Raw genomic sequence first — 14,508 nt, forward strand, 5'->3', positions numbered from 1 at the left:
TAGGAGCACAACCCCGATGGATGATCTAATTAGCCTTCTCGTTCAAGTTCTGATTGCCTTGGCCTGCGCTTTCACAGCCAATGTCCTAGTGCCTAGACAAGTGCCGGGCAAGCTATTGGGCCTGGTGCTGATTGGTCTAATCGGCGTATTTGTCGGGCAGTGGGTCGCCGACTACCTGCTGCAACAATACAGCTTTAGCCTGCCCTGGCTGACCTGGAGCTTTCAGGGGGTGCCGCTGGTACCATCGATTATCGGTTCAACCATTGTGCTCTACATCGTCACAGCGTTTTTAAGCTGGGGCCGCTATGGCAATCGGTAGGGCTAGCGATCGCTGTAGCGCTCCTCCGCCCAGGGTTCGCCCCGCTCGTGGTAGCCATTGCGCTCCCAAAAACCCAGGGCCGGGGCACCCAGAAACTCTACGCCATTAATCCATTTGGCGCTTTTCCAGGCGTAGAGATGGGGCACCACTAGGCGCATGGGGCCACCGTGCTCGGCGGGCAGAGGCTCACCTTCTAAGGTGTGGGCAAAAAAGTTTTCGGGTCGAACCAAGTCGGCCAGGGTGAGGTTGGTGGTGTAGCCGCCGTAGCAGTGCAGCATGACGTGGGTGGCCTCGGGATCCACCACTAGCTGCGCCATCAAGTCGGTGACGCGCACGCCCCGCCAGGTGACATCCAGTTTTGACCAGGTGGTGACACAGTGAAAATCGGCGGTGATTTCCACCTGGGGCAGCGCCATCATCTCGTCCCAGGTAAAGGTTTTTGCCTGAGCTAGACCCATGATGCTCAAGGTCCAGTCAGCCTGAGCAATGTGGGGGGTCTCGCCGTAGGTGAGCACCGGAAAACCCTTAGCCAAATGCTGACCGGGGGGAACGCGATCAGCTAACTCCGCGCCTGGTTTGTGGAAAAACTTGCCGGCCATGGTGCCTCGCAAATTAGGGCACCTCTATTGTTACCCAGATCTGAGTTCCTAGGCAGCGCGATCGCGAATTAGGCGCTTCAGCCAGTGGCGCGATCGCACATCAACGTAAGCTTTACAGCTTGAGCACTGGCGAATACCGCGCACCCCAATGCGCAGTAGTTGGCGATTGTTGCAGTGAGGACAGGGGTGTTGCTGAGCCATAACTTATTTAGGAAGAACTGCACCAAAGTTGGTTTGTTGGGTCACTAACGTTGGCTAAGAGAGGTGCGCTGGTCACAGACCGGCCCGATCCGCCCTATCGTTATTGTGATGGTTTGCCCTTGTCTGTCAGAGTGCCCAGAGACAGAGCCTAAATTGTCTATGGGTCTACCTTTACAACCGCATTGCCCCAAACAAACACTGCACCCCAGTCATAAGACCAGGGTGCAGCGGCTAATTGACTCACCAACTCATTCGGGTCTAGTCGATTTGGGAGGACATAACAGTGGGCAGTTCAGCCACTGTCACCTGAGGCGCAACTAGCACATGGGCGTAGAGCGGCGAAGTTGGGGCAGATGCTAGCAGGGTATGCTGCACACGGCTAGCCACCTCAACGGTCTTAGCATCATAAACCTGAGTGGCAAGCTTGGGGTAGAGACCAATCCCAATGATCGGCACCAGCAGACAGGCCGCCACAAAGGCTTCGCGGGGGCGAATGTCGATGATGTTGGGTACCTTAGCCACCACCTTACCCGCGTCACCGTAGAAAATGCGGCGCAGCATCGAGAGCAGGTAAATGGGCGACAGCACCACACCCACGGCAGCACCGATAATAATCACGGTCTTAAAGGTGGTGCTGTAGACATCACTGGTGGCCATACCGAGGAACACCGCGATCTCGCTGACAAACCCGCTCATGCCGGGCAGGGCTAGCGAGGCCATCGAAGCAGCGGTAAAGAAGGCGAAGCTGGTGGGCATCTTGCGAGCGATGCCACCCATCTCATCCATGTCGAGGGTGTGGGTGCGCTCGTAGGTCACCCCAGACAAAAAGAACATCACCGCTGCAATCAGCCCGTGGGAGATCATTTGCAGCATAGCGCCACTCATACCCAGGGTAGTGAAAGCCGAGCAGCCAATCAGCACAAAGCCCATGTGGGCCACCGATGAGTAGGCCATGCGGCGCTTGAGGTTGTCTTGGCCAAAGGCAGTCATCGACGCATAAATCACGTTGACCACGCCGAGAATAGCTAGGAAAGGCGCAAAGTAGAGATGGGCATCGGGCAGCATCTCAATGTTCATGCGAATCAGGCCATAGCCCGCCATCTTGAGCAGTACCCCAGCCAAGATCATCGAGACGGCAGCGGGGGCTTCACTGTGGGCATCGGGCAGCCAGGTGTGCAGTGGGAAAATCGGTAATTTAACCGCAAAGGCTACTAGGAAAGCTGCGTAGACCAGGAGTTGGAAGGTCAAGCTGTAGTCTTTTTGGGCCAGCTCCGTCAGGTTAAATGTAACGGTATCGCCGTAGAAAGCCATGGCCAAGGCTGCCACCAAAATGAAGACAGAACCAATGGCGGTGTAGAGAATAAATTTAGTTGCGGCATAGAGGCGTTTTTTGCCGCCCCAAATGGAAATTAGCAGGTAAACCGGCACCAGCTCTAATTCCCACATCAAAAAGAACATCACCAGATCCTGGGCCAAAAAGACCCCAACCTGGGCGCTGTACATCACCAGCAGCAGGCTGAAGTAGAGGCGAGGACGGTGGGTGATATTCCACGAAGCCAAAATAGCCAGGGTCGTTACCAGACCACTCAGCACCACCAGCGGCATAGCTAGGCCATCGGCCCCAAGTGACCAGGTGATGCCCACCTGAGGCACCCAGTCATAGCTTTCTACCAGCTGTAGACCGGGCTGGTTGAGATTGTAGAAGTTAATAAACGTGTAGAGAATTAGCGAAAACTCGATGAAGCCAATGCCCAGGGCGTACCAGCGTAGAGTTTGCCCATTGCGATTGGGCAGCACCGGTATCGGCAAAATCGCCAGTAAAGGCAATAAAACTAGGGTCGTTAGCCACGGAAATTGCTCGGTTAGCATGACAATTCGCGTGAGTAGTACTACAGAAACAGCCAGCGCATTCAGATTCCGGTTTTAGTGTCTGATTCGAGGCGGACACACACCCTTGGGCGTAGTCATCTAGATAAGACGAGCTACAAATGCTGTTCGCGGCGGCCTACCCTAGGCAGGAGGTCGGAGGACTTCAGCGAGCGAGCCGTAGCCTAAAAGGCACGACGAAGTAACAAACCGGACTGCAAGATCGATAGAGAGATATACCTATCTTCGCGCCCGTCCCTAGTATAGGAAACTTAATAAACATTTGATAAGTAATTTCCGCCCAAAATCGCAAAATATTGATGTCTTAGGGGCTGCTGTGAAGGCTGTGCAAGCATTTTAGGCGCTTTTTACCTTTGAATTAATTGAAGCAAACACTCACATTTAGATACGTCAATACCTAAAACGTTACATTTGCCCGCGCTCATCTAGACCACAGGCGGAACGTCGTGGCCTGATGGTCGGGATTCGTGTGGCCTTAAGAAGTCTTGATTTACTGAGCTGTCATTCGGAACACAGCCCCAACACTTTGCGATCTGTGGGGACTGGCGGTTCAGTGTGGCTAGACCGGGCTTACCTGGGCTCCAGTGGTTTCTAGGCTGAGCACATGGGTTGTGGTTGACTGCCCAGCATTGGCCCAGGCCGCGGCCATGGCGTCGCCCACGGCGGCGCTTTGGGCGACAGGTGTGAGGGCTAGCAGCGTGGGGCCAGCACCACTAATGACGAGGCCATAGGCTCCGGCCTCGGCGGCGGCGGCGGCGACAGCCTCATAGCCGGGAATCAGAGACTGTCGGTAGGGCTGGTGAATGCGATCGCCTAGAGCCACCCGCAGCCAGTCACCCCGACCGCTCTCTAACCCTCGCAGCAGTAGCCCGAGGTGAGCGGTGTTGAAAATGGCGTCGGCCCGGCTGTAGCTGGTGGGTAAGACCTGGCGGGCGGCGGCGGTGGAAAGCTCAAAGTCAGGCACAATCACCACCGGCACAATGTCGGAGTGCCAAGGAATCGGGCATAGGGTAGCGGTGCTGTCAGCATTGCTAACCGCTAGCTGGCAGCCCCCCACCAGGGCGGGCACGACGTTGTCGGGGTGGCCCTCTAGGGCGATCGCCATCTCCACTACAGCCGACTGATCAAGGGGTGTTTCGCACAGCGCATTGGCCCCCAACAGCCCGCCCACGATCGCAGTAGACGAGCTACCCAGCCCGCGCGCCAGGGGCACGGCCAGATCAATTTCAATTTCGACCGCTGGCACCGCCAGCCCCTGCTGCTGGTAGAAGTAAGTAAAGGCTTTGTAGACCAGGTTAGAACTGTCTGTCGCCACGCGGTCGGCCTCTAGTCCGCTTACCGCGATCGCAACTGTTCCCGCTGCCTGATCAAGGGCCGTAAAGCGAAAGCGGTTGTAGAGCGTTAGCGCTGCCCCCAGACAGTCGAAGCCGGGGCCAATGTTGGCGGTGGTGGCAGGTACAGTAACAGAGATCGGTGTTGACACCACAAAAGCCTCCAACAGGCGCGGAACATTTAGGCAAAGGATAGTATCACTTTTTGGGAAGCCTCTGGCAGACTGGGAGTTAAGGCCAGGGGATGAATCGGTCGGGAGTATTGGGGAACGAGGATCTTTGTGATGAATGCAAACTCAGTCGTTAAAAGTGGCGCAGTGGCTCTAGGGCTCAGTATTGGAGTTTTAGCGGCGATCGCCCCCGTCCAAGCAGAACCCGCTGTGGATAAAGTTGTTGAGCCCGTTGCCCAAGGCACTGAACAACAGCTAGTTTTACCCTTTACCGACGTATCGCCCGACCACTGGGCCTACGAGGCGCTGCTGAATCTGGCTGGGGTCTATGGCTGCGTCAGCGGCTACCCCGACGGCACCTTTCGGGGCGAAGACACCGTCACCCGCTACGAGTTTGCCGCCGGGATGGACTCCTGCCTGAGCGTGCTGACCAATCTGGCGCAGCAACAGCAGCAGACCCGCAACCAAGAGGTGCGATCGCTGATCGACGCGATGGAGCAATCGCTCAGCGACCTGCGCGAACTTGAGTCTGACTTGCCCGAAGCTCCCTAAGGGGTTAGAAATCTTCGCGGGCAGCGATCGCCCCTGCGACCCGCTCCACCACCTCAGCCACGGGCAGAGCGCCTAGCTCGCCCTGGGCGCGGGTGCGAATATTGAGGGCGTTGGCCTCCAGCTCCTTCGCGCCGACAACGGCCATGATTGGTATCTTGGCCTTTTCGGCGTTGCGCACCATCTTGCCGAGGCGATCGCCGCTGGCATCGACCTCTACCCGCACGCCCCTAGCTAACAGCTGATCGGCAACGGATTGAGCAAAACCCAGCTGTTCCTCGGTGACGGGCAGCAGGCGCATCTGCACCGGAGCCAGCCAGAGAGGGAAATCACCCGCATATTCCTCAATCAAAATGCCGATCAGGCGCTCTAGCGAACCGAAGGGAGCGCGGTGAATCATCACCGGACGCTGGCGCGAGCCGTCTTCTGCTACATACTCCAGATCAAAGCGCTCGGGTAGGTTGTAATCAACCTGCACCGTTCCCAACTGCCACTCCCGCTCCAGAGCATCTCGAAAGATAAAGTCGAGCTTAGGGCCGTAAAAAGCTGCTTCTCCTGGAGCCTCGAAATAGTCCATCCCAAGGGTCTGCACAGCGCGGCGAATCGCGTTTTGAGAAGTTTCCCACACCTCGTCGCCACCAATGTATTTGGTTGACTCAGGGTCACGAAAGCTGAGACGCGCCTTGAAGTTCTTCAGTTTCAGGCTGCGAAACACCGAGAGAATCAGATCCACCACCTTGAGAAACTCGTCATCGAGTTGCTCAGGGCGCACAAACAGGTGAGAATCATCTACCGTAAAGCCCCGCACGCGAGTAAGCCCGCCCAGTTCTCCCGACTGCTCATAGCGATACACCGTGCCAAACTCCGCCAGGCGCAGGGGCAGCTCTCGGTACGACCTGAGCTCACTCTTATAGATCTGAATATGGAAGGGGCAGTTCATCGGCTTCATCACAAAGCCTTCCTCCGCCAGGCGAGCCGCATCATCGTCCGCCATCAGCGGAAACATGTCTTCCCGGTAGTTCTGCCAGTGCCCCGACGTTTTAAACAGGTCTACTCGGGCAATATGGGGGGTAACTACGCCCAGATATCCCCGCTTGGTTTGCTCTTCCTTAAGGAAAGTTTCTAGCGTAGAGCGCAACACCGTGCCCTTGGGTGTCCACAGGGGCAGGCCTGGCCCAACCTCATCAGCAAAAATAAACAGCCCTAGCTCTTTGCCCAGTTTGCGGTGGTCGCGGCGCTTGGCCTCTTCCCGGCGGCGCTTGTACTCTTGCAGCTGCTCAGGGGTTTCCCAAGCGGTGCCATAGATGCGCTGGAGCTGGGCTCGGTTTTCATCGCCGCGCCAGTAGGCCCCCGCCACACTTTCCAACTCAAAGGCTTTGGGGTTCAGGTCGGTGGTGCTAGCCACGTGGGGTCCCGCGCAGAGATCCCACCACTGGTCACCCAGATGGTAAAGCGTAATTGGATCTTTTAGATCTTGTAGAATTTCGAGCTTGTAGGGTTCACCTAGAGCCTCAATGCGGCGCTGGGCTTCTTGGCGGGTGACGGTTTCCTGAGTGACCGGCAGGCCCTTATTGATGATCTTGATCATCTCTTTTTTAATTGCCTTCAGATCTTGATCGGTGAAGGGCTCAGGGCTATCAAAGTCGTAGTAAAAGCCGTAATCGATCGAGGGGCCAATGGTCACCTGCGTCTTGGGAAACAACGTCTGTACCGCCATGGCCATAACGTGGGAGAAAGTGTGGCGAATGCGCTGAAGCGCCTCTGACTCGCTGGTGCGGGGCAGAAGCATAGGTACAGTAGACTCGGGTGCAGACAAATCAGTTTGAGCCATTGGTCAACGCTGAAGGCAAAAAGAATGTAGCCTCTAGTTTAGCGACTATTGGGTAAACCCAAGGCTATGTCGCTGAGGTACGGTTATTTCACCCCAACGGAAGACTATCTAGCTTCGCAATCAATCTGCTTGGGGTTTATGATGGGGTGAAAGGACACCGCTCTGGGGCGTGGGCAAGGCTCACTGCCACCTTAGAGAGATTAAGCATAGACGAAATTGCGTTCTTGCAATCTTGTGTTATGCTGTGTTCCTGAATCACGGGTTAATGCCTGCGCAAGTTTCAAGGGTGTGCAGATTTTCCCGGTTCAACGTTCTGAAGAGCTTTTTAAATCGAAAATATGACTGAAGCAATTGCCGACTTAGTTGTCGCTCACCCGATGGTGAAATTTCAGCGCCAAGTTGAGTCTTTAGTTAAAAAGTCCAAGGTTGTGCGCCCCAGCGATCCGATTTGGAAAATCGCTTTCTTATTTGGGGATGACTGGGCCCATTGGAAGCAAGAACTAGAAGAATTCGACTTCTCTACCCAAGATCCGATTGAGGATTTGCTGTCGGTGCAATCTTGGGAAGAGGACTAAATGAAATAGGTAGTCGATGAGGAGTTGGTTAATTCGTCATCGACAGCATGTCGGGCTGTAGCTTAAGACGCACAAGGATGGTCGTGATGTTGTCATGGCCATTCTTTTCGTTGGCTAAGTCGATGAGCTGGGTGGCGCCACTCTCTAAATTGGTTCTTGAGCTCAACAGGCTAGCAACATGGGTATCGACATGGCGCTCCAGTAGGTCATTGTCGCTGAGCCCATCGGAGCACAGGATCAGCAGCGTGTCTTCTGTCAGCTCATGGTAGGCAATGCCGGGGACGAGGTCTTCTTTGCCCCTAGGCCCCAGAGCCTGAGTTAGTTGGTAGGCGTCAGGGCGGGCATAGGCTATAGCTGGTTCTACACCGCGATTGATTTCGCGTTGACCGACCTCATGGTCGAGGGTGAGCTGTCGCAGTCCCAGGCGTTTGTTGTAGCTATACAGCCGACTGTCGCCCACGTGAACAACGGCGATGTCGAGGTTGTGCAGCAGCACCATGATGAGGGTGGTGCCCATGCGCCCTACCCCAGATGTGGCGTTGGCTTGGTTGATGTCGAAGATAGTCTGGTTGGCGGTGATCACGGCCTGCGCCAAGGTGCTTTGGTCGGGCAGGCGATCGCTGCTCCAGTGCTGAGTCAAATAATCGCGTAGGGTGCGCACGGCTAGCTGACTCGCCACTTCGCCTGAGGCGTGCCCGCCCATGCCGTCACAGAGAATGTAGAGCCCTTTAGACCGTAAAATTGTGCCCTGCGGCCCACTGACCTTCTGTAACTGTGTCTGGGTAAAGAACCAGTCTTCGTTATGGTGGCGCTGCTGGCCGACGTGGCTTTGTCCAGCATCGTCGAGGTGAGCCAGCTTCATAGGTAAGACCATGGTTGGCGTTTCTATGAGGCCGCTGCCCTCGTCGGCATCGGACAGTTCTTGGGTGTCGAAAATGGCGTCGATATCAGGGTCAAACCCGGCGGCGGATAGCTCAATGTCGGGTTCTAAATTGGAAACTGTAGTCGCTTCGTCAGGCTCTGGCCTGGAGGGAGGGGAAACCTCAACCGGCGGCGAATAGGCTTGGGCCGCTTCACCCAGAGCGGTTTGCACCTGATCGAGGTCATCTACCAGCCCCTCGGCCAGATTGCTGATTAAAGACTGTACCTGAGGTGGTAGACAACACGGGCCGCTGTCGAGCATAGATTGCCACATTTGACCTAGCGCTGTTAGGGGCAAGGCAGACCGGTTGGGCATCTGATCGACCTGCGTCAGGCAAAGCAGGTTATTTTCGTTGAGGGCAAGCCGTTGGGGGGTCATGAGGGTGGCCTGCCCCTGCCAAGGTTCTAAGGCCGCCCACAGCAGCGTAGTTTCAAACAACCATTGGAGGTGCTGAAGCGGGTCATCTATGACCGCCCAGCCGGCGGATAGAGACAGCCAAGTGCTACGGTCTTCGATGAGTAAAAGGGTTCGGTGAGGCGTTTGCCAAGCGTGGTGCAGCTCGGGAACGGACGGGAAATAGTCGGCCTGGAGGGCTAGGTAGGGGTAGGCCTCGGGGGGAACTGGGATAGCTAGGGGATGCTCTGCGGGATTGAGGGTGGGGGTTTCGAGCCAGTCTACTTGGAGTGCTTGCAGGGGCGAATCAGCCTCGGGCTGGCAGTCGATAACCACTAGAGGGTTAGTGCCAAACGATGCCCGACTGTCTGAGGGAGCCATGAGCCGATAGCGGCGATCGCAGTCGAGATAGCCATCTAGGTCAAGATCGCTCGGGGCGATCGCCGCTGCCCCCGCCTGGGGAATATCAATCACCCGCCACCGCTGGAGTGGCTGGCCACACCGTTTGCAGGATCGCTGTGAATTGGTATTGTCAAACTCACAAAAGGGGCAAATTAGCATCCTAGCGATGATCCAAAGTTAGGCTAGCCAGCGAGTAGGGCATCCCCATCGCTAGACGTTTAAACGGTGCGCGGTCTTGGGGAAATCAGCAAATTCTCAGCGACTGATCAACACACCCTCGAAGTAAAACGGCCTTACCATTGCACCTTAAGTATCGCACGGGTCACCTCCAGGTCGCCCATCGCCAGCTCATGGTAATTTAACGCCCTGGCCCTGGCCTGTCTGATCCATCGATTTTTGACCTAGCCTCGGCTACGTTGCTCAGGGTGGACATTTGCTAAAGACTATTGCTTAAAGACTAAATGTCTAGCAGCCCTCGCTGCTCGTCAGGGGTGGCATGTCGCCACTGGCCAGGCTGTAGATTGCCTAGATGGAGGTGGGCGATCGCCTGGCGCACCAGCCTCAGGGTGGGATGACCTACAGCGGCGGTCATGCGGCGTACCTGACGGTTTTTACCCTCCTGTAGGGTCATGGCTAGCCAGGCGGTGGGGATGCTCTGGCGATAGCGAATGGGCGGATCTCGTTCAGGCAAGAGCGGTTCGCTCATGAGCAATTCAACCTGGCAGGGCTGGGTGCGGTAGCCCTTGATAGTGACCCCCTGCCGGAGCTGAGCGAGGGCATTTGCAGAAGGCACCTGTTCGACCTGCACCCAATAGGTGCGAGGGTGGCCAAAGCGGGGCTCACTGAGCCGATGCTGGACGCGACCGTGGTTAGTCAGCAACATCAGCCCTTCGCTGTCGCGATCGAGCCGACCAACAGGGTAGACATCGGCAACGGAAATAAAGTCTTTGAGCGTCAGGCGGTGGGCCGAGTCAGAGTCGGGCGGGGTGCTCCCCGGGCTGAACTGACTGAGCACGTTGTAGGGCTTATAAAACAGAATGTACTGATACCCCATGGCCCCGCTTATATCTATGTAATGGGCTGCAACATTTCATTGCAACTCTTGTGGAAATGTTGAGAAACTACAGCGGCCTAGGCGAGGCCGATATGCTGAACTCTAATAGGACTGATTCTGGCAGGACAACACCATGGATACCGGCAATAAGTATCGCTTCGCTTGCACGCTTACCTTTGGAGATATTTACGGGCAAGTTATCGCCTGGCTGGTGATTTTGTTCGTGAGCCTGGCGGCCTCCCTAGCACTGATGGGGGCGCGTCAGCCCATTTTTGCGCTGGCTACCGTAGGGCTAATTTTGGTGTTGTCGCTGCCATTCTTGCTGTTTGCCTTTGTGACTACGCTGCTCAATCACATCGAGTTTGAGCCCGTAGATGCCAGTGCAGCCGCCTCAAGCCGTCCCGATCGTGGGGTTGCCTCTTCCACTCCGGCTAGGGCGATGAGCTAGGGCGTTTCGGCGGGTGCAGGCGCAGGGGGAGCAGGCTCAACCATGCTACCGCTAGCCTCCGGTGCTGTCTGCTCCTGGGTCGCCATCTGACCAATTTGGTCTTTGAACTGCGCTGGAGCAAGAGTGGTGGCCTGGGCAAATAGAGCCTGGGCCGTTTCGGTGTCGCCCTGCTCCCGCAGCACCAAAGCCTTAGCTAAGACCGGGCGAAAGTCTTCGGGGGCAGCAGCAATGGTTTCGTCGTAGAGGGCGATCGCTTGGTCTGGGCTGTTGTTCTCAACGTGCACCTGGGCCAGCAACAGTTTCACCGATGTCGCGTCGAAACTGGCTGCGCCGCCCTCTGCCTGCAGCTGGTCAGCGGTTTTAAGCGTATCTTGCAGCAGCCCGATCGCGGCCTGGGGTCGCTCTTGCTGCACTAAGAGCACCGTTAGCCCTTGCAGGGCGTTCATGTTGCCGGGCTGCTGGTCGAGCACCTGGCGATAGATCTGGGCCGCGCCCTCTAGATCGCCCATCTGCTGCTTGGTTTGGGCCAGGAGCACCGCATAGTCGGGCACATCGGGGTTGAGTTCGACCAGCTTTTCGAGGGGGCCAACCACTCCATTGATATCACCGAGCTGAATGCGGGCGTCAACTAGCCCCTGAAGCGCAGTTTGATTGTCGGGCTCGCGCTCTAGCACCAGTTCATAGCCTTTTGCCTGGGCCTCCAGCTCGGTCTGCATAGCCACGGGGTCAGCAGCAGGATTAGCATCGGGGGTGCTGCTAGCTCTCCGACCGCTGTTACTGCCCAAAATTGGCAGCAGCGACAGCGACAAAAAGGCCGCTAATGCCAGGGTTAAGACAGTGCCAACGAGCCAACGGTTGCGGTTTGCGGTCACAGGTGTACCTCATCAAGGGAGCGGCGCGATCGCGGTCAAAGTGCGATCGCAAACAATCGGTCAAGTCAATGATCTTAGCGCTTTAACCTAGGGCTGAATTTGCGTTCTAACCCGACCAAAGCCATAAACAGGGCTACAGTAGCAAAGAAGTTGTCAAAAAGCTCAGAAACAATACGGATTGCTAACCGTCATCGATGGAAACTTAAGAGAGCTACTCAGTTGAGGCCACAGCAGCGGCAGTGCAGGCTGCCTTAGGGCTAGAGAATCACCGTAAAGGTGGCTTTCTGACTCGTTTGTAAAGCCTTGTGCAAATTGCGTTAACCGCTTAAATATTTGCCCTGGCAATGCACATTAAAGGGTGAATGTTACGCTAGGCTTACAGGCTAAGTCATGCGCAGATTTACTGTTGCGCCGGGTGGCTAGTTTTTGTTGAGAGGGAGATCGGTGGGTGTTATGGGTTCTGCAGAGCAAGACGCTTCTAATAAGAGCGACATTAACGCTAAAGATAGTCACGACCAAAGAACGACGCCCGCTGCGGATCGTCCTTCGCTCATGTCGCCTCCCCAGCGCCCGGTGCGTCCGGTGCGCCCCGCCGCTGCTCCCGAGGCTTCGGTGGCTGTCAAGCCGCTGGCAAAGGCGGCTGACACCGTTGTGGTGATGCCCAAAGCGACGGTAGCAGAAAAGGTACCAGAGCCCCCCGTGCCTGAACCTGACCCCGCCGCCTATCGCTATCAGCCCATTGCTCCCCCCAGCGAACCCATGCAGTACCGGGCGATCGGCTTAGTGCGGGGCACCTACGAACCCAGCGAAGCCGACCAGCTCAACCGAGGCAACCTGACCACCGAAGATGGTCACGTGATTGATTCGGTGCTGCTGGGGCGCATCACCAGCCTAGTGAAGAAACATATTGATTTAACCGTTCCCCACCTTTGGGTTGTCTATCCCCGCACCCGGCGCGAGTTAGACAACGATGACCAAGACCTACACTTGCAGATCGTGGGGATTTGGGAGCCAGAAACCCTTGGCTTACCAGGGGAATCCCCCGCAGGCGAAGACGAGGACGGCACTGATGAAGCTGCCTCTGAAAAACCAGATTTGACTGACCTGCCGCCGGTTGACGATAACTTTTTCTCGATTCGCGGTGAGGTCATCAAATACACGCCCGAAGACAAGTGCATTGCCGTCAAGATTTTGCAGGGGGCAAAGCGCACTCCTGGCACGTCTAAACCGTTTAAGCTGCTGCTCCACGGCACGATTGAGGGCCGCACTGTGGGCTATTTCTGGGACTTTAAAGTCAAGCGCGAAGCCAAGGTATTAGTGCTGAGTGAAGCCTCTCCCGTGGGCATTGTGCCGCCTAAGAAGCGGGCCAAGGGCAGCGGTGGGGTAGCTCCCCGCCGCAGTAAGCCAGGCATGCGCAGCGGGCCAGGGGGCAGCCGTCCGCCCATGCCCAGTCGCCGTCCCATCGGCGTTAAGGACAGCGATGCTGGCACGGAGCGCCCGGCGAGTCGCCCCAAGAAGCGAGACGACAATCCTGAAAGCAGCGCTGAATAGACCTGATTAGCTGCTTACATCCTGGGGCAAAAAGGCCCGATCTTGGGGCAGAGAGGCGACCGGAGAGGTTAGTTCAAACTGCCCGGCTTCAATCCAGCCTTTCAACTCGTTGGCAACCTGGCGAGCCATGTAAATGCTGGCTAGCGGTGCCGTACGCACCGGTTGACCTTCGATGGTAATGCTGCCCGACTTGAGCTGGGCATAGCTAACCAACCCAAACGTGGGCCGCACCCGACGGGGAATCGAAAAATCCATCACAGGAGCGACAATGTCGGCGTCCTGAATAGCGCAGTGGGCCGCCACCTGTTCGTTGAGGATAGGGATCGGCACTCCGACTCCAAGCATCAGCGAAGGGCCGTAGCCCTTGAAATAGCAGCCCCGCACCCAGTGGGGCTGCATTTGCTTGGCGTCGCCGATTAGGGCCATGGTGGCAGCGGGGCCGATGGGGGTGCGGTTGGGCAGCCGCCGCTGGAGCGGAAAGTGCTGGGTACCCTCCCAGGCGAGGTAGCCAATACCGCCGCCGAAAAAGATACGCGTGCCGATACCAATGGCCTCCAGGTCAGGGTCATTCAGCAAGGGCGATAGCGCCCCTGAGTTGGCGTACACCGCATTGCCGAGGCGGGGTTGAAGCGGCCCCAGGTAGGTGGAGAGGGTGCGATCGCCCCCATTCACCCCCACAATAAAATTTTGGTACAACCCCCTGGGACTAAACAGGTAGAACTGATTGATGCTGTCGCGGGTAATGGTGGTTTCAAGGGAGGTGCGGGGGTAGCAGTCGGTGCCGTGGCCCGTGGCTTGAAGCGGCACACTCCGTCCGGCGATTAAATCGGCAATCACATGGCCGCCGCCGTGCTCCCGCACAGTTTCAGTATCGCCCAGGTCTGCCCCTCGCCCAGCCACGGCTGGCTGGCTGGCTCCCAGGCAGACATCCACAGCCCCAAAGCCTGCGTAGGCGGGCACCCCATCCAGGTAGCACTCTAGCAGCTTGATGGGTGGATCCGTGTGGCCCAGGTTGAGCATGGCACCCGACGACTCCATCGGCTCAAAGGTGCCAGCGACCACTACATCCACCGCTTTAGCGGCGGCGGCAATGCCCTGCTCCTTGGCCTGCACCTTGAAGGCTTCGGCGGTTTGCACCACCACCTGTCCGGCGCGAATTTTAGCGTTGATGCTGTCGATGGTGCGCATGGGCAAGCCTAGGAGTTGGAGCTACGCCGCAGCCAGAAAAGGCCACCCATCAGCGCTGAGGGAGCCAATAGCAGCGCTACGACTAGGCCTAGGGTGGGCTCTTGAACCACCTGAGACCCCGCTAGCATCATAGGCAATCCGTACTTAATCAGGGCGCTCAGGGCTGCTGAGAGCCCGATCACTTTAGCCACAAAGCTGAAATTGGAACGATTCATG

15 protein-coding genes are annotated in these 14,508 nt (G+C 56.9%); 5 read left to right on the top strand and 10 right to left on the bottom strand.

Translation table 11 applies throughout. The annotated features are described in order from the left end of the window. Positions 1 to 16: 16 nt before the first annotated feature. On the top strand, positions 17 to 319 hold the full coding sequence (locus H6G07_RS05720) for a hypothetical protein (protein ID WP_073607140.1): 303 nt from the start codon (positions 17 to 19) through the stop codon (positions 317 to 319). 2 nt (positions 320 to 321) lie between these two features. Here the strand turns inward: H6G07_RS05720 and H6G07_RS05725 are convergent, their stop codons facing one another. From H6G07_RS05725 to thrB, 4 genes are all read right to left on the bottom strand, one after another. Then, positions 322 to 918, bottom strand: a complete 597-nt coding sequence (locus H6G07_RS05725) for a sulfite oxidase-like oxidoreductase (RefSeq protein ID WP_073607139.1) — start codon at positions 916 to 918, stop codon at positions 322 to 324. 48 nt (positions 919 to 966) lie between these two features. After that, on the bottom strand, positions 967 to 1,119 hold the full coding sequence (locus tag H6G07_RS05730) for a transposase (protein ID WP_171972957.1): 153 nt from the start codon (positions 1,117 to 1,119) through the stop codon (positions 967 to 969). A 258-nt stretch (positions 1,120 to 1,377) separates the two neighbouring features. Then, complete coding sequence (locus H6G07_RS05735) at positions 1,378 to 2,988, bottom strand: NAD(P)H-quinone oxidoreductase subunit 4 (RefSeq protein ID WP_073607138.1); 1,611 nt, start codon at positions 2,986 to 2,988, stop codon at positions 1,378 to 1,380. Between the two features lie 577 nt (positions 2,989 to 3,565). Beyond that, positions 3,566 to 4,489, bottom strand: a complete 924-nt coding sequence (gene thrB / locus H6G07_RS05740; RefSeq protein WP_216277833.1) for a homoserine kinase — start codon at positions 4,487 to 4,489, stop codon at positions 3,566 to 3,568. Positions 4,490 to 4,621: 132 nt separating this feature from the next. Between thrB and H6G07_RS05745 the strand changes: the two genes are divergently transcribed. Next, entirely contained in the window at positions 4,622 to 5,059 is a 438-nt protein-coding gene (locus tag H6G07_RS05745) for an S-layer homology domain-containing protein (RefSeq protein WP_084172881.1), read from the top strand. Between the two features lie 4 nt (positions 5,060 to 5,063). Here H6G07_RS05745 and thrS read toward each other — a convergent pair whose 3' ends face one another. After that, positions 5,064 to 6,887: a threonine--tRNA ligase gene (gene thrS / locus H6G07_RS05750; RefSeq protein ID WP_073607136.1), complete on the bottom strand. Its 1,824-nt coding sequence runs from the start codon at positions 6,885 to 6,887 to the stop codon at positions 5,064 to 5,066. Between the two features lie 338 nt (positions 6,888 to 7,225). On the opposite strand from thrS, the gene H6G07_RS05755 reads away from it, so the two are divergent. After that, positions 7,226 to 7,462: a DUF4327 family protein gene (locus H6G07_RS05755; RefSeq protein ID WP_073607135.1), complete on the top strand. Its 237-nt coding sequence runs from the start codon at positions 7,226 to 7,228 to the stop codon at positions 7,460 to 7,462. Positions 7,463 to 7,490: 28 nt separating this feature from the next. Here the strand turns inward: H6G07_RS05755 and H6G07_RS05760 are convergent, their stop codons facing one another. After that, complete coding sequence (locus H6G07_RS05760; RefSeq protein ID WP_171972956.1) at positions 7,491 to 9,251, bottom strand: serine/threonine phosphatase; 1,761 nt, start codon at positions 9,249 to 9,251, stop codon at positions 7,491 to 7,493. A 385-nt stretch (positions 9,252 to 9,636) separates the two neighbouring features. Then, positions 9,637 to 10,233: a pseudouridine synthase gene (locus H6G07_RS05765; RefSeq protein WP_073607133.1), complete on the bottom strand. Its 597-nt coding sequence runs from the start codon at positions 10,231 to 10,233 to the stop codon at positions 9,637 to 9,639. A 133-nt stretch (positions 10,234 to 10,366) separates the two neighbouring features. On the opposite strand from H6G07_RS05765, the gene H6G07_RS05770 reads away from it, so the two are divergent. Beyond that, the gene (locus H6G07_RS05770; RefSeq protein WP_073607132.1) at positions 10,367 to 10,681 is read left to right on the top strand and encodes a hypothetical protein; all 315 of its coding nucleotides are present in this window, start codon (positions 10,367 to 10,369) and stop codon (positions 10,679 to 10,681) included. Here H6G07_RS05770 and H6G07_RS26245 read toward each other — a convergent pair. Continuing rightward, positions 10,678 to 11,553, bottom strand: a complete 876-nt coding sequence (locus tag H6G07_RS26245) for a tetratricopeptide repeat protein (protein WP_073607131.1) — start codon at positions 11,551 to 11,553, stop codon at positions 10,678 to 10,680. The two genes, H6G07_RS05770 and H6G07_RS26245, sit on opposite strands and share 4 nt — an antisense overlap. A gap of 552 nt (positions 11,554 to 12,105) precedes the next feature. Between H6G07_RS26245 and patR the strand changes: the two genes are divergently transcribed. Continuing rightward, positions 12,106 to 13,104, top strand: coding sequence for a heterocyst master regulator PatR (patR, locus tag H6G07_RS05780; RefSeq protein WP_073607130.1), 999 nt, complete (start codon positions 12,106 to 12,108; stop codon positions 13,102 to 13,104). Between the two features lie 6 nt (positions 13,105 to 13,110). On the opposite strand, the gene H6G07_RS05785 is transcribed toward patR, so the two are convergent. After that, positions 13,111 to 14,292, bottom strand: a complete 1,182-nt coding sequence (locus tag H6G07_RS05785; protein ID WP_073607129.1) for a homocysteine biosynthesis protein — start codon at positions 14,290 to 14,292, stop codon at positions 13,111 to 13,113. A gap of 8 nt (positions 14,293 to 14,300) precedes the next feature. Continuing rightward, complete coding sequence (locus H6G07_RS05790; protein ID WP_073607128.1) at positions 14,301 to 14,507, bottom strand: hypothetical protein; 207 nt, start codon at positions 14,505 to 14,507, stop codon at positions 14,301 to 14,303. Position 14,508: the final 1 nt, after the last annotated feature.

The sequence above is a fragment of the Phormidium tenue FACHB-1052 genome, from assembly GCF_014696675.1.
GTDB lineage: Bacteria > Cyanobacteriota > Cyanobacteriia > Phormidesmidales > Phormidesmidaceae > Nodosilinea > Nodosilinea tenuis_A.